14 protein-coding genes and 2 tRNA genes are annotated in these 14554 nt (G+C 59.2%); 13 read left to right on the top strand and 3 right to left on the bottom strand.

The window, feature by feature from the left end; genetic code table 11:
* Positions 1-292: 292 nt before the first annotated feature.
* Positions 293-1090 (bottom strand): metallophosphoesterase family protein, encoded by a 798-nt coding sequence (locus DTW90_RS05980; protein WP_348642633.1) that lies wholly within the window; start codon positions 1088-1090, stop codon positions 293-295.
* Positions 1091-1476: 386 nt separating this feature from the next.
* Positions 1477-1551, bottom strand: a tRNA-Thr gene (locus tag DTW90_RS05975).
* 156 nt (positions 1552-1707) lie between these two features.
* Between DTW90_RS05975 and DTW90_RS05970 the strand changes: the two genes are divergently transcribed.
* The 13 genes from DTW90_RS05970 to DTW90_RS05910 all read left to right on the top strand — a co-directional run bounded on the left by DTW90_RS05970 (position 1708) and on the right by DTW90_RS05910 (position 13035).
* On the top strand, positions 1708-1926 hold the full coding sequence (locus tag DTW90_RS05970) for a hypothetical protein (RefSeq protein ID WP_132525188.1): 219 nt from the start codon (positions 1708-1710) through the stop codon (positions 1924-1926).
* Positions 1927-2044: 118 nt separating this feature from the next.
* Entirely contained in the window at positions 2045-3337 is a 1293-nt protein-coding gene (gene murA / locus DTW90_RS05965) for a UDP-N-acetylglucosamine 1-carboxyvinyltransferase (protein WP_132525190.1), read from the top strand.
* Between the two features lie 123 nt (positions 3338-3460).
* A complete protein-coding gene (locus DTW90_RS05960; RefSeq protein WP_132525192.1) occupies positions 3461-3901 on the top strand; it encodes a DUF2948 family protein in 441 nt (146 codons plus the stop codon).
* A 45-nt stretch (positions 3902-3946) separates the two neighbouring features.
* Positions 3947-5245 carry a histidinol dehydrogenase gene (gene hisD, locus DTW90_RS05955; RefSeq protein ID WP_149336964.1) on the top strand — a complete coding sequence of 433 codons (1299 nt, stop codon included), beginning with the start codon at positions 3947-3949 and terminating at the stop codon, positions 5243-5245.
* Between the two features lie 3 nt (positions 5246-5248).
* A complete protein-coding gene (locus tag DTW90_RS05950; protein ID WP_149336962.1) occupies positions 5249-5722 on the top strand; it encodes a UPF0262 family protein in 474 nt (157 codons plus the stop codon).
* A 5-nt stretch (positions 5723-5727) separates the two neighbouring features.
* The gene (locus DTW90_RS05945; protein ID WP_149336960.1) at positions 5728-6204 is read left to right on the top strand and encodes a low molecular weight phosphatase family protein; all 477 of its coding nucleotides are present in this window, start codon (positions 5728-5730) and stop codon (positions 6202-6204) included.
* 119 nt (positions 6205-6323) lie between these two features.
* A complete protein-coding gene (gene infA, locus DTW90_RS05940) occupies positions 6324-6542 on the top strand; it encodes a translation initiation factor IF-1 (protein WP_003545338.1) in 219 nt (72 codons plus the stop codon).
* A 56-nt stretch (positions 6543-6598) separates the two neighbouring features.
* Positions 6599-7219, top strand: a complete 621-nt coding sequence (locus tag DTW90_RS05935) for a Maf-like protein (protein WP_149336958.1) — start codon at positions 6599-6601, stop codon at positions 7217-7219.
* A gap of 5 nt (positions 7220-7224) precedes the next feature.
* Positions 7225-7437, top strand: coding sequence for a DNA gyrase inhibitor YacG (gene yacG, locus DTW90_RS05930; protein WP_188079878.1), 213 nt, complete (start codon positions 7225-7227; stop codon positions 7435-7437).
* Positions 7438-7683: 246 nt separating this feature from the next.
* Positions 7684-7759, top strand: a tRNA-Phe gene (locus DTW90_RS05925).
* 491 nt (positions 7760-8250) lie between these two features.
* Positions 8251-10197 carry a PrkA family serine protein kinase gene (locus DTW90_RS05920; protein WP_132525202.1) on the top strand — a complete coding sequence of 649 codons (1947 nt, stop codon included), beginning with the start codon at positions 8251-8253 and terminating at the stop codon, positions 10195-10197.
* Between the two features lie 19 nt (positions 10198-10216).
* Complete coding sequence (locus DTW90_RS05915; protein WP_149336956.1) at positions 10217-11488, top strand: YeaH/YhbH family protein; 1272 nt, start codon at positions 10217-10219, stop codon at positions 11486-11488.
* Positions 11488-13035 carry a SpoVR family protein gene (locus DTW90_RS05910; RefSeq protein WP_149336954.1) on the top strand — a complete coding sequence of 516 codons (1548 nt, stop codon included), beginning with the start codon at positions 11488-11490 and terminating at the stop codon, positions 13033-13035. The genes DTW90_RS05915 and DTW90_RS05910 overlap by 1 nt, the downstream gene beginning before the upstream one ends.
* Before the next feature lie 19 nt (positions 13036-13054).
* Here the strand turns inward: DTW90_RS05910 and DTW90_RS05905 are convergent, their stop codons facing one another.
* Positions 13055-14515, bottom strand: a complete 1461-nt coding sequence (locus DTW90_RS05905; RefSeq protein ID WP_149336952.1) for a DHA2 family efflux MFS transporter permease subunit — start codon at positions 14513-14515, stop codon at positions 13055-13057.
* Positions 14516-14554 lie beyond the last annotated feature (39 nt).

Below are 14554 nucleotides of genomic sequence, written 5' to 3'. Positions count from 1 at the left end.
CCTCTACACCGGCAATTCCGGCTCCGTCGAACTCCTGAAGTTCCTCGATATCGCCAACGCCATTACATCAACCGCTGCCGGTACAACATCCGATACAGTCTCGACACGAGATTCAATCAGAGACATTGGGAACGGCAAAAATTAAGGGCGCTGCTCGGATCGCTGCTCGCCGACCGAGCAGCGAATTGCGATTCGCGCCGGATTTCGAAAACCCTATTAGCGGCCGGTGTTTCAGCTCCGGCCGTTTTCCGTTTCCAGGCTCTGTTCTGGTTCTGGGCTTTGTTCTGGCGACTTAAGCGGCGACGGGAAAGACCGACGGCTCGCCGCCGGCGATCTTCAGAACCGTTAGGTTGCCTGTTGCGAAGGCGGCGGTGTCGATGCCGATGCGCCCGCTGGCAAAGACGGGCTTCATATCAGGCGTATGGCCGTGGATGACGAGCGACGGCAGTTGCGGACCCTTGGTGATGAAAGGTTCGCGTATCCACATCAGATCCCGATCTGATTGCGAATCCATCGATACGCCGGGGCGCACGCCCGCATGCACGAAGATCAGATCGCCAATGGAAAGAGCGATCGGCATGGATCGCAGCAATTCGATATGTTCCGGCGGAACGGCGAGGCGAATTGCTGCGCAGAGCGCATCCAGACCGCCTCGTCCCTGGCTGAAAAGATATTTGGCATCCACGCCATAGGAATAGAGCGTTTCTTCACCGCCGAACTCCAGCCAGCCGATATTCGTGCGCGGCGCGGTCAAAAATTTGAAGAAGGCGTCGTCATGGTTGCCGCAGAGGGCCACGCGGTGGAAACCTTCCGGGGCCGGCGCGCAAAGATGCTGGAGGACGTCCCTCGATCGTTTGCCCCGGTCGACATAGTCGCCAAGAAGCACGATCAGCTTCGGGCCAGCAATGATGCTTGCGTCCTCGACGATCCGCCTCTCCGCTTCGATCAGCGCCTCGTAGCAGCCATGTACATCGCCAATGGCGTAAATGGCAGCATAAGCCAACGGATCGAGGCTAAGCCGCACCCGCGGCGGCTTCTCCACGACCTTCTCGGTATTCCCGCCAAATATCTTTCGAAACAATCCTGCCATGAGCATCCATCGGCGTCAGGCGTGTCGGAGCGCGCACAAAACAGTTATAAAAGGCTTAAATTTCTTCCTGACGTTACGTTAGTTCAACGGCAATCTTTTCGCAATGCAGCAAAGGTCCCAGCTTGCTGAGACAAAGGTCCGATCTTGGGATTTGGTTAAGAGAAATTGGGATGATCGGGGACGGACGAACGTGGCAAGCCGGCGCCGGAGGGCGGGCTGAAGTGCTCCACCTAGAAGGGTTGCGAATTGACGAGCGAGCTTTATCGCTCGATTGTTTCCAACTTCAATTGCAATCCGGCACTATGAGCGTCATCCTCGTATTGGGACAATGCCCAGAGTCGCCAGTCTTTGAAAAGGGAGCGATTCGATTTTCCGGAGAAGAAAGCTGGTGCTGCTAGAGAGATTTGAACTCTCGGCCTCTCCCTTACCAAGGGAGTGCTCTACCCCTGAGCTATAGCAGCATTTCTGCGACGCAGTGTGACGCGTCGTGTGAGCGAGGCGGCTATTGCCATAGCTTGGCGGCAAGTGCAAGCCGCAAAATCCATGTTGTTCGAAACAGCCGTTGAAAAAGTGTGGTCAAGCTTTTGGATGGGCCGGATTTCGGATATGGAGGCTTTATGAGCAAAGACGGGACAGAAGACGAGAAAGCCCAGGCGGCCGGGGCTGTCGGGTCGACGGGTGCGGCTGACAAGACCGAGGCGGATCGGCGGCGGGAGCGTGCGGCGCAGAAGCTTCGCGAGAATCTTGCCCGCCGCAAACAGCAGGTGCGTGCCCGCCGTGCGGGGCAGGCTGATGAGACGGATGGGCTTCCTGCCGCAAAAATGGACGAATCGTAATGAAACGTCGCGTGCAGACCAAACGAATTGAAGCGCCCTTGTATTTCGTCTAAACACCACCTTCCTTCTTAAAGGCTTGGAACTCTCAGGAAAGGCGGGCCCGGCCCGTAATTGACACATGGATCGTATCAGGATTGTCGGCGGGAATGAACTTAACGGTGTCATTCCGATCTCCGGCGCCAAGAATGCCGCCCTTCCGCTGATGATCGCCTCGCTTCTGACCAGCGATACGCTGACGCTCGAAAACGTGCCGCATCTGGCGGACGTCGAGCTTTTGATGCGCATTCTCGGCAATCACGGCGTCGACGTCGCCGTCAACGGCCGTCGCGAGCGCCAGGAAGATTCCTATTCGCGCACGATCCATTTCACCTGTCGCACCATCGTCGACACGACCGCCCACTACGAGCTGGTCTCGAAGATGCGCGCCAGCTTCTGGGTCATCGGGCCGCTTCTTGCCCGCGAAGGCCATGCCCGCGTTTCGCTTCCCGGCGGCTGCACCATCGGCACGCGTCCGGTCGATCTCTTCCTCGAAGGTCTGACGGCCCTCGGCGCGACGATGGAGATCGATGGCGGCTATATCAATGCCAAGGCTCCGAAGGGCGGCCTTGTCGGCGCGCGCTATACGTTCCCGAAAGTATCGGTCGGCGCGACGCATGTCGTCATGATGGCCGCCACGCTTGCGCGCGGCACGACCGTGATCGGCAACGCGGCGCGCGAGCCTGAAATCGTCGACCTTGCAGCCTGCCTGAATGCCATGGGCGCGAAGATATCGGGCGCCGGCACCAGCACTATCACGATCGAAGGCGTTACCTCGCTTTCCGGCGCCCGCCACAGGGTTCTGCCTGACCGCATCGAGACCGGCACATACGCGATGGCGGTTGCCATGGCCGGCGGCGATGTGCGGCTGGAAAATACCGACTCCACGCTTCTCGAAACCGCGCTGGAGACCCTGCGCCGTGCGGGAGCCGAGATCACGCCGACCAATAACGGCCTGCATATCAAGCGCAACGGCGCCGGCATCAAGCCGGTCGATATCGTCACCGATCCCTTCCCGGGCTTCCCGACCGACCTGCAGGCGCAGTTCATGGCGCTGATGACGCGCTCGTCGGGCACCTCGCATATCACCGAGACCATCTTCGAGAACCGCTTCATGCATGTGCAGGAGCTTGCCCGCCTCGGTGCGAAAATTTCGCTTTCCGGCCAGACTGCGAAGATCGAGGGCGTCGAGCGACTGCGCGGCGCGCCAGTCATGGCGACGGATCTGCGCGCTTCGGTATCGCTCGTCATCGCCGGCCTTGCAGCCGAGGGCGAGACCGTCGTGTCGCGCGTCTATCACCTTGATCGCGGCTTCGAACGGCTGGAAGAGAAGCTGACCCGTTGCGGCGCGATCGTCGAGCGGATCAGCGAATAATCGAAAACGGCTGACGCGCCGCGGAGTTCACGCTTCCGCGGTTGCGTCTTTTGTCGTTGCGTCCTATCTCCATCACGGGGATGCCGCTTTCCGGTATTGGCTGGTGATGGGGACGTAAGACGAATGACCACTTTGAAGCTCCTGGCGCTCGACAACGAGGACCTGGCAATCATATCGGCGCATATGCAGGACAGCGTCTTCAAAGTGGGCGACATGTTCTATTCGCCGCGCTTAGGCCAGTTTTCGATCACCGCCAATCGCTTCGTCTGGGAGCTTTCCGACCGCAAGGACAAGGCCTATGAGCGGCATCGCTCGGCCCTCGTGTTCAAACGGGTGCAGGCGGTTCGCTCGACCGGCATCGACAGGCGCCGGCGCGACGAGGTTCTGTCGCTGCTTGCCATCCGTTTCGAGCAGAAGGGCGAGGGCCCTGATGGCACCGTGGAATTGACGCTTGCCGGCAACGCGACGATCGCGCTCGATGTCGAATGTATCGAAGTTCAGCTTGCGGATGTCGGCGGCGCGTGGGAAACGGCTTCCAAACCCGACCACTCGGACGGGGAATAATTTCGGCAGCCGGCAGGCGGCCTCGATTTGAAAGGACTATCGGCAGTGGCTATCTGGCTGGAACATGGATCTGAAGGGTTCGAGCAGAAGTTTGCGGCTTTCCTGACGACCAAGAGGGAAGTGTCCGAAGACGTCAACCTGGCGGTTCGCGCCATCATCGACGATGTCCGGGCGCGCGGCGATGCGGCTCTGGCGGATTATTCCAAGAAATTCGACGGCGTGGACTTTACCAAGGTCCCGATGCGCGTCACCGAAGAAGAAATCAACCAGGCGATCGAGCTGGTTCCTTCCGAAGTGCTCGGCGCGCTGAAGGTCGCTGCCGTCCGCATCGAATCCCATCATCGCAGGCAATTGCCGAAGGACGATATCTATGAGGACGAGCTCGGCGTCGGGCTCGGCTCGCGCTGGACGGCGATCGAGGCCGTCGGTCTCTATGTTCCGGGCGGCACGGCGAGCTATCCGAGTTCGGTGCTGATGAACGCGGTGCCGGCCAAGGTCGCTGGCGTCGAGCGCATCGTCATCGTGGTTCCGGCGACGGGCGGCGCGGTCAATCCGGCAACGCTTGCGGCGGCAAAACTGGCAGGCGTCACGGAAATCTACCGTCTCGGCGGTGCGCAGGCGATTGCAGCCCTTGCCTATGGCACGGAAACGATTGCCCCGGTCGCCAAGATCACCGGTCCCGGCAATGCCTATGTCGCGGCCGCCAAGAAGCACGTCTTCGGCACCGTCGGCATCGACATGATCGCCGGCCCGTCGGAAGTGCTCGTTATTGCCGACAAGGACAACAATCCGGACTGGATAGCCGCCGACCTTCTGGCCCAGGCGGAACATGACACGGCCGCGCAGTCGATCCTGATCACTGACGATGCGGAATTCGGCAAGGCGGTCGAGGCTGCCGTCGAAAGGCAATTGAAGACACTCAGCCGTTCCGAAATGGCTGCTGCAAGCTGGCGCGATTTCGGCGCGATCATTCTGGTGCCTGACTTCAAGGCCGCGCTGCCGCTTTCCAACCGGATCGCGCCTGAGCATCTGGAACTCGCCGTTACCGATCCCGATGCGCTTCTGCCCGGTATTCGCAATGCCGGCGCCATCTTCATCGGCGCGCATACGCCTGAAGTCATCGGCGATTATGTCGGCGGATCGAACCATGTGCTGCCGACGGCGCGTTCGGCGCGCTATTCGTCCGGCCTTGGCGTGCTGGATTTCGTCAAGCGGACATCGATCCTGCGGCTCGGCGCAGAACAGTTGCGTACACTCGGACCTGCGGCGATCGCGCTTGCGACCTCCGAGGGGCTGGATGCGCATGCCCGCTCCGTCGCAATACGGCTCAATCTGGAAAAATGAGCGATGGCTGAAGGCGACTACCGGCTGAGCGATGTGGTCCTCGACGACACGATCGGCCGTTCGACGCCCGATGTCGAGCACGAGCGGGCGGTCGCGATCTTCGATCTGATCGAGGAAAACACCTTCGAACCCGTGGGCCACGCCGGTGGTCCCTACAGGCTGAACCTGTCGCTCATCGATTCCAAGCTCGTCTTCACCATTACGACGGACGAAGGCGGCGAGGTGGCGACGCATATATTGTCGCTGACGCCCTTCCGCAGGATCGTGAAGGATTATTTCATGATCTGCGAGAGTTACTATGAAGCGATCCGTTCGGCGACACCGAGCAAGATCGAGGCAATCGACATGGGGCGTCGCGGCGTTCACAACGAGGGCTCGCAGACGCTGATGGACCGGCTGCAGGGCAAGATCACGCTGGATTTCGACACGGCCCGGCGTCTCTTCACCCTCGTCTGCGTCCTCTACTGGCGCGGGTGACGGCCATGGAGAGCCCAGTGGCCGCAGGCAGCGGCAAGCCACCCGGAGCGATACTGTTCATGTGCGGCATGAATGCCATCCGCTCACCCATGGCGGAGGCGATCGCCCGCAGGCTTCTCCCGCCTGGCATCTATGTAAATTCGGTGGGTGTTCGTGCCGGCGAGAGGGATCCGTTCGTCGATACGGTTCTTGAGGAGATCGGCCTTGTCGTGTTGCGCCGACAGCCGCAGACCCTCGAAGAGTTGGAAGACGACTTCTTCGACGTGATCATCACCCTGTCGCCGGAAGCGCATCACGCCGCGCTGGAACTCACCCGGTCCAAGGCCGTTGATGTCGTTTATTGGCCCATGCCCGACCCGACGGTTGCAACCGGCACTCGAGAGCAGATATTGGATGCTTACCGCGAAGTTCGAGATCGTCTGATCGGCCTGATCGAGAGCAGGCTTGTCAGACGGGATGGTATTGCCGTACAGCCGGCGTGAAACAAATGCATAAAGCCTGATCAACGAGGTTCACAAAACCGCGTTGATTGTGTAGTTTCCGCGCAAATTTCCCGGAGGCCGAGCCCCCGGCCTCAAACCCTACAGGAAGAAAAGCCTTAATGCCGAAAGAAGAAGTCCTGGAATTTCCCGGTATTGTCACCGAATTGCTGCCGAACGCGACCTTTCGCGTAAAGCTCGAGAATGAGCATGAGATCATCGCTCATACGGCCGGCCGCATGCGCAAGAACCGCATCCGCGTTCTGGCAGGCGACAAGGTGCTGGTGGAAATGACCCCTTACGACCTCACCAAGGGCCGCATCACCTATCGTTTCAAATAATCGGCCGTTTCGAACGGGCCGATCCTTCCTAGTACGCCTGCGATGGTCGAGGTTTGATGGCGCTGAAACACAAGCTGATATTGGCTTCCGGCTCGCCGCGTCGCGTCGACCTGCTGCATCAGGCGGGGATCGATCCTGCGCGCCTGATGCCGATGGATATCGACGAGACGCCGGCCAAGTCCGAACATCCGCGCTCGCTTGCCCGCCGACTTTCCGCTGAAAAGGCGGAAGCGGCCCATGCCGTCATCCGCAATGATGTCATCTGGCGGGGCAGCTATCTGCTCGCGGCAGATACCGTTGTCGCGGTGGGGCGGCGGATCCTGCCAAAGGCGGAGTTCGTCGATGAAGCTTCGTCGGCTCTGCATCTTTTGTCCGGCCGCACCCATTGGGTCTATACGGGCATCTGCGTGATCACTCCCGATCGCAAGCTGCGGCAGAAGGTCGTCGAGACGAAAGTGCGCTTCAAGCGGCTGTCCGAAACCGATATCGAAGCTTATCTCGCGTCCGGCCAATGGCGCGGCAAGGCGGGGGCGTACGGTATTCAGGGTCTGGCCGGCTGCTTCGTTCAGAAAATCGTCGGCTCCTACACGAATGTCGTCGGATTGCCCCTTTATGAAACCATGCTGCTTTTGTCGGGGGAGGGATTCGATGTCCACGCCCATTGGCAGGAAGGATGATCATCATGGCGGATGAGCGGATGAAGATCGGCGCAAAGGTAGAACCTTTGCGGAAGACGCGTTCTTGTGCCGAGTGCGGACGTCCTTCGGTGCGCGAGCATTATCCTTTCTGTTCGGATCGCTGCCGTTCGTCGGATCTGTCCCGTTGGCTCAACGGCTCCTATGCGATTCCCGTTGCGGAAGACGAGACGAAGGCGGATTATTCCGACGAGGAGTGAGCCGGGACATAGCCGGCTTCGGATGCCCCCGATTGAGATTTCCTTCGGCCGCTATCGAGGTTCTTGTCGTTTACTCTCCCGTAAATCCTTCAATTTCCTTCGGAATTGGCAAAATCCCGTTTCCCGTCAAAAAAGAGTCATTTGACGCTGGACATGGCCGAACAAGATGCTATAACCCCGCTCGCTTCCGGGGAGAACCAAGCCCCTAAGGCTCTTCAAGAAGAGCTTTTCAAGCGAAGCAGAGTTGCCCGGATAGCTCAGTTGGTAGAGCAGCGGATTGAAAATCCGCGTGTCGGTGGTTCAAATCCGCCTCCGGGCACCATTCACTTTCTTGCATTGCCATTAATGCTTCGTGTTTTTGGTCGCCTTTATTGCGTTAGGCCGTAAGTCATGGCTTACGCATCCCTGCTAACGCAGTTTTTATCCACAGATCGCGGCGATCTTTTCGAGGCAGTCGGATGGTCGTGCGTGGGGACGTCTTTATCGCGCGGTTGAGCGGTTAAACTCAATATAAACAGGTGCTATCGGCTTCCGGGGAAGCCATGTGGCTTGTGAGTCGCGGCGGTCGTATTCGTTTCGCGATTGCTATCTTAAATTGAGCCGAGAGCGCTTCCGGCAATCTCCGTGGTATGCATTATTAAATTCAAGTCTGCGTAAGTAGCGGGATATTGCTGCGCTGCCGAATCGGGCGTACGAATTATAGATAGGCCAGGTCTTGATTCGTAATGAAGCTTCCCCCACCATATAATGTGGTGGCGGGTGTAAACTCGCCGGATGCGGCGTTAGTTGCAATAGCAAAGCTATCGAGGCGCCATGAACAACAACGATGTGCTGTTTAACGAATTCGCCCGTACTTTTGAAGCGCGGCGCGAAAGCGAGTTATCGTTTTCCGAATACTTGGAAGCGTGTCGGGATAATCCCCTGATGTACGCCAACGCGACGGAGCGTCTGTTGGCCGCCATGGGCGACGCCCAGATGGTGGATACCGCCAAGGATACCCGGCTTGGGCGTATTTTCATGAATCGCACGATCCGGGTCTATCCTGCCTTCTCCGGCTTCTATGGCATGGAAGAGACGATCGAACGGATCGTCGCCTTCTTTCGCCATGCGGCCCAGGGACTGGAGGAGCGAAAGCAGATCCTGTACCTGCTCGGCCCTGTCGGTGGCGGCAAATCCTCTCTTGCCGAACGTCTGAAGGCGCTGATGGAAGTTCACCCCATCTACGTGCTGAAGGCCGGGGACGAGATCAGCCCGGTTTTCGAAAGTCCGCTCAGCCTTTTCGATCCTGTGACCATGGGATCGATACTGGAAGAAAAATACCGCATCCCCCGCCGGCGGCTGACCGGTCTCATGAGCCCCTGGTGCCTGAAACGCCTGGAAGAATTCGAAGGCGATATTTCCAAGTTCCGCGTGGTGAAAATGAACCCGTCGCGTTTGCGGCAGATCGCCATCGCCAAGACGGAACCCGGTGACGAGAACAATCAGGACATCTCCTCGCTCGTCGGCAAGGTTGATATTCGCAAGCTCGAAAGCCTCGCCCAGAACGATGCGGATGCCTACAGCTATTCGGGTGGTCTCAACCGGGCCAACCAGGGCATTCTCGAATTCGTCGAGATGTTCAAGGCGCCGATCAAGATGCTGCATCCGCTGCTGACGGCGACGCAGGAAGGCAATTACATCGGTACCGAGAATATCGGCGCCATCCCGTTTTCCGGCGTCATTCTGGCGCACTCGAACGAAGCCGAATGGCAGACCTTCAAGGCCAACAAGAACAACGAGGCCTTCATCGACCGTATCTGCGTCGTCAAGGTACCCTATTGCCTGCGGGTCACGGAAGAGCAGAAGATTTACGAAAAGCTGATCGAGGAATCCGAACTCAGCACCGCCCCGTGCGCTCCCTCGACCCTGGAGACGCTTGCTCGCTTCACCGTACTGTCTCGCCTGACACGTCATGAGAACTCGACACTGTTCTCCAAGCTCAGGGTCTATGACGGCGAAAGCTTGAAGGAGACCGATCCGCGCGCCCGAAGTGTTCAGGAATATCACGATGCGGCGGGTGTTGACGAAGGCATGGACGGCGTTTCGACCCGATTTGCCTTCAAGGTGCTGGCGGCGACTTTCAACCACGATACGACGGAAGTCGGCGCTGATCCGGTTCATCTCATGTATGTGCTGGAGCAGGCGATCCGGCGTGAGCAGCTTCCGAGCGAAACCGAGAAACTCTACATCGAGTTCATCAAGGGCGAGCTTGGGCCGCGCTATGCCGAATTCATCGGGCATGAAATCCAGAAGGCCTATCTGGAATCCTATGGAGACTACGGTCAGAACCTCTTTGACCGCTATGTCGATTATGCCGATGCCTGGATCGAGGATGTCGACTTCAAGGATCCCGATACCGGCCAGATGCTCGATCGCGACCTGCTCAATCAGGAACTGACCAAGATCGAGAAGCCGGCTGGAATTGCCAATCCGAAGGATTTCAGAAACGAGGTCGTCAAGTTCTGCCTGAGGGCACGAGCAGGCAATGCCGGAAAGAATCCATCCTGGACGAGCTACGAAAAGATCCGCGAAGTCATCGAAAAGCGGATGTTCTCCCAGGTCGAGGATTTGTTGCCGGTCATTTCCTTCGGGTCGAAGAAGGACGGAGAAACCGAGAAGAAGCACGGGCAGTTCGTCGAGCGCATGACCTCCAGAGGCTATACGGAGCGTCAAGTTCGGCGGCTTGTTGAATGGTACATGCGTGTAAAGCAAGCAGGGTGAGCCCAACAAGGAAGCGGGAATGCATATTGTCGACCGGCGCCTGAACCCAGGCGGCAAGAGTCTGGAGAATCGCCAGCGTTTTCTGCGGAGAGCCAAGGCGCTGGTGCAGAAAGCGGTCTATGAGTCTTCACAAAATCGCGACATTCAGGACATCCTGAACGGCGGTGAGGTCAGCATTCCCATCGATGGGACGGAGGAGCCCCGGCTGCATCGGGGCGCCGGGGGAAAGCAGGAGCATATCCTGCCAGGCAACAAGACCTTTATCGAGGGTGATATCCTGCCGCGGCCGGAAAGCCGTGGCGGGAGGCCTCGTGAGGCCGGCCAGGGCTCTGGCGAGGATGCCTTCCGTTTCGTTCTGACCCGCGAGGAATTCCTCGACATGTTCCTGGACGATCTGGAGCTTCCGGATCTCGCCAAGCGGCGTCTGGCAACCACCGATCAGGTCAATCCCGTTCGCGCCGGCTATTCTGTTTCCGGGTCTCCGGCAAACCTTGCGGTGACCCGAACAATGCGGCTTGCCATGATGCGACGCGTGGCACTGAAGCGGCCGAAGCCGGAGACGGTTGCGGAACTCGTCGCCGAACTGGCGGAATGCACGGACGACGAGCGCCGACGGGAGCTGGAGGAGGAGATCAAGCTGCTGGAGTCCAAGGTCCGGCGCATTCCCTATATCGACCCCATCGATATCCGCTATCGCCGTTTCGAGAACGAGCCGAAGCCGGTGGCGCAGGCGGTGATGTTCTGCCTGATGGACGTTTCCGGCTCGATGTCGGAGCATATGAAGGATCTCGCCAAGCGCTTCTACATGCTGCTCTACATTTTCCTCACGCGGCAGTACCGCCGGGTCGAGATCGTCTTCATCCGTCATACGGACACGGCCGAGGAGGTGGACGAGGAAACCTTCTTCCGCAGTCCTGCGACGGGCGGCACGCAAGTGTCGAGCGCGATGGAGGCCATGCGGCGGATCGTGATCGATCGCTATCCGCCGTCCGACTGGAACATTTATGCGGCGCAGGCCTCCGACGGCGACAACGCCTATTCGGACAATGCGGCGACGGCCACCTTGCTCACCGACTTCATCCTGCCCGCGTGCCAGTATTTCGCCTATCTCGAAGTCGGCGAGTCCCGCAGTTCACCCATCGTGTCAGGCTCGGCGCTCTGGTCGCTTTACGAGCGCATCCAGCGGGAATGGCCGCTTCTGTCGATGCGAAAGGTCACGGATCGCAGCCAGATCTATCCTGTTTTCCACGAGCTCTTCCAGCGTCGTCCGGCGGAAGGGAAGGTTGGGTGATGACAAAAAAGATGAAGCGGCTCTACGAAGGGGCTGATTGGGATTTCTCGACGATCCAGCGGATTCACGATGCCTGCGAGAAGATCGCGATCGGGGAGCTCGGTCTCGATTGCTATCCGAACCAGATCGAGATCATCACCGCCGAGCAGATGCTGGATGTCTATTCCTCGATCGGCATGCCGCTCTTCTACAAGCACTGGTCCTTCGGCAAGCATTTCGCCCATCACGAGGCTTTCTACCGCAAAGGCTTGAGGGGGCTTGCCTACGAGATCGTCATCAACAGTTCGCCCTGCATCTCCTATCTGATGGAGGAGAACACGGCGACGATGCAGGCGCTGGTCATCGCGCACGCTGCCTTCGGCCACAATCATTTCTTCAAGAACAACTATCTGTTCAAGCTGTGGACCGATGCCGACGGCATCCTCGAATATCTCAACTTCGCCAAGGGCTATATCTCCCATTGCGAGGAGCGTTACGGGCATGCCGCGGTCGAGCGGACCCTGGATGCGGCCCACGCGCTTATGTCGCATGGCGTCCATCGCTATGCAGGCCGCAAGAAGCTCGACCTCAGGCAGGAAGAGCTTCGCCAGCAGGAACGGCGGGCGCATGACGAGAAGATCTTCAACGATCTCTGGCGAACCGTGCCGACCAAGCCGGGGAAAAGTGCGCCGGACCTCAGCCTGGCAAGGCGGCAGTTCGTTGCCGGCCTGCCGCAGGAAAACCTTCTCTATTTCCTTGAAAAGATGGCGCCGAGGCTCAAGCCGTGGCAGCGAGAGATCTTGCGCATCGTCCGGCACGTGGCCCAGTATTTCTATCCGCAGGGCCAGACGAAGGTGATGAACGAGGGGACGGCGACCTACGTCCACTATTCGATCATGACGCGGCTCCATGAGCGTGGCGGTATTAGCGACGGCGACTTCCTGGAGTTCCTGAAGTCCCATACCAATGTGGTATTCCAACCATCCTTCGACGACCAGCGCTATTCCGGCCTCAATCCCTATGCGCTCGGCTTTGCCATGATGCAGGACATCGAGCGCATCGTCACCAAGCCGGAAGAGGAGGATCGCGCCTGGTTCCCCGAAATCGCCGGCACGGGCGATGCGATGGCCGTGCTTCGCGATCTCTGGGCGAACTATCGCGACGAAAGTTTCGTCGCACAGTTCCTAAGCCCCAATCTCATGCGGCGCATGCGCATGTTCCATCTGACCGACGATCCGGAAGAGGAAGAGGGGATTCTGGTTGCAGCGATCCATGATGAACGCGGTTATCGCCGCATCCGGCGGGAATTGTCGCGTCAGTATGATATCGGCTGGATCGATCCGCATATCGAGATCGTCGATGTCGATCTCGCCGGCGACCGTCGCCTCATTCTCAAGCATACGGTCATGAACGGCAGCCTGCTTGACGAAACCGATACGAAGCGTGTCATGCAGCATCTGGCGGATCTATGGAGCTATGACGTCCTACTGCAGGAGGTCGATCAATCCGGAGCGTTGCTGAAGGATCATCTGATCCATCCGCGCGAGGCAGTCGTGGCGGCAGCCTGAGGCTGCCGCATCGGTATTATTATTCCCCGGGAGCCTCCATGCCGCGGCGTACATGGCCGCTGACCTGTCTTCCGTCCTCCGGGCGAAGACGCAGAAAACCGGGCAATCCCAGCAACGGAATGATCGCCATCAACAAGAAGGCGAGATGGAACTTCTCCGGTGTGAGCTGCGATCCGTCGAGCGTTACAAGCCCGAGCAGCATGGCAGCGATCGATATGCCGAAGCTGACACTCAACTGCTGCAGAACGCCGCCGAGGCTGGTCGCGCGGCTAAGCTGGGCGGCTGGCGTGTCCGAATAGGACAGCGTGTTCGAGGTCATGAACTGGGCCGCGCGGGCAATGCCGAAGACGAAGACATAGGCCATGATAAACCAGCGTGGCGTATCAGGGCCCATCAGGGCAAAGCCGGCAACGATGGCAGAGCCGAACACGGCACTCCACGTCAATACGCGGTCGAAGCCATAGAGGCGAAGCAATCGAGCCGAGACCGGACGCACGGCAAGCGCGCTAAGGGCGCTTACGAAGGTCAGTGTGCCGGATATGATCGGGCTCAGGCCGAAGCCAACCTGCAGCATCAGCGGCAGAAGGAAGGGCACGCCGTTCAGGCCGACGCGACAGATGCCGCCGGCGAGCGTTCCCACCCGGAAGGTCCGCAGGCGAAAGAGCGTGAGATCGACGGCCGGGGATTCAGCGGTCTTTGCATACTGCACGAAGCCGGCGAGCAGAAGGAAGGCTGCGATAAGAACGGCTGCGATGGCCGGGACTGGAATTGTCGGGCGGCCGACATTTTCGATGCCGTATTGCAGCAGGACACAGCCGAGGCCGACCATCACGAAGCCAGGAAAATCGAACTTGAGGCTGCTGTCGCGGTCGGTGTCCTCGACGTAGCGCAGGGCGGCGACCATGCCGATGATGCCGAAGGGCAGGTTGACCCAGAAGATCCAGCGCCAGGACAGATAGGTGGTCAGGAAGCCACCGAGAACGGGTCCGATGACAGGCCCGATGATTGCAGGCAGCGTCATATAGGTCATGGCAGTCACCAGCTGGCTGCGCGGGAAGCTGCGGATCAGAATCAGCCGGCCGACCGGTGTCATCATGGCGCCCCCGAAGCCTTGGAGGGCGCGCGTGGCAATCAGCATCGGAAAGCTTGTGGCCATGCCACAGAGGATCGAGCCGAGGGTGAAGAGAAACAGCGACAGCGTGAAAATACGCCTCGCACCGAAACGATCGGCAAACCAGCCGCTGACCGGAATGAACATGGCAAGCGTGAGGATATAGGTCGTGACAGCAAGATTCATGCGCACCGGCGTCGTGGCAAGGCTCTTGGCGATATCGGGCACCGCAGTGATGATGATCGTGGAATCCAGCTGCTCCATCAGGAAGCCGACCGCGACGACGGCTGGGATGATATAGCGGAGGCGAGGATCTCGTTCGGTGACGAAGGTAGGGCTGCCTTCGGAGGCTTCATCTGTGGAGGTCATGCAATAGGCTTTCCGCGTCCAGGGCTACTGGGGGACCCT

It is taken from the genome of Neorhizobium sp. P12A (assembly GCF_008365395.1).
Lineage (GTDB): Bacteria > Pseudomonadota > Alphaproteobacteria > Rhizobiales > Rhizobiaceae > Rhizobium.
This window is presented reverse-complemented; position numbering and strand designations above follow the sequence as displayed.

Excerpts from the sequence above, each read along its gene's own strand:
- DTW90_RS05920 (WP_132525202.1), top strand. The coding sequence starts at position 8,251 with ATGAACAACAACGATGTGCTGTTTAACGAATTCGCCCGTACTTTTGAA.
- murA (WP_132525190.1), top strand. The coding sequence starts at position 2,045 with ATGGATCGTATCAGGATTGTCGGCGGGAATGAACTTAACGGTGTCATT.
- DTW90_RS05945 (WP_149336960.1), top strand. The coding sequence starts at position 5,728 with ATGGAGAGCCCAGTGGCCGCAGGCAGCGGCAAGCCACCCGGAGCGATA.
- DTW90_RS05935 (WP_149336958.1), top strand. The coding sequence starts at position 6,599 with ATGGCGCTGAAACACAAGCTGATATTGGCTTCCGGCTCGCCGCGTCGC.
- yacG (WP_188079878.1), top strand. The coding sequence starts at position 7,225 with ATGGCGGATGAGCGGATGAAGATCGGCGCAAAGGTAGAACCTTTGCGG.
- DTW90_RS05980 (WP_348642633.1), bottom strand. The coding sequence starts at position 1,090 with ATGGCAGGATTGTTTCGAAAGATATTTGGCGGGAATACCGAGAAGGTC.
- DTW90_RS05950 (WP_149336962.1), top strand. The coding sequence starts at position 5,249 with ATGGCTGAAGGCGACTACCGGCTGAGCGATGTGGTCCTCGACGACACG.
- DTW90_RS05905 (WP_149336952.1), bottom strand. The coding sequence starts at position 14,515 with ATGACCTCCACAGATGAAGCCTCCGAAGGCAGCCCTACCTTCGTCACC.
- DTW90_RS05915 (WP_149336956.1), top strand. The coding sequence starts at position 10,217 with ATGCATATTGTCGACCGGCGCCTGAACCCAGGCGGCAAGAGTCTGGAG.
- DTW90_RS05970 (WP_132525188.1), top strand. The coding sequence starts at position 1,708 with ATGAGCAAAGACGGGACAGAAGACGAGAAAGCCCAGGCGGCCGGGGCT.
- DTW90_RS05910 (WP_149336954.1), top strand. The coding sequence starts at position 11,488 with ATGACAAAAAAGATGAAGCGGCTCTACGAAGGGGCTGATTGGGATTTC.
- DTW90_RS05960 (WP_132525192.1), top strand. The coding sequence starts at position 3,461 with ATGACCACTTTGAAGCTCCTGGCGCTCGACAACGAGGACCTGGCAATC.
- infA (WP_003545338.1), top strand. The coding sequence starts at position 6,324 with ATGCCGAAAGAAGAAGTCCTGGAATTTCCCGGTATTGTCACCGAATTG.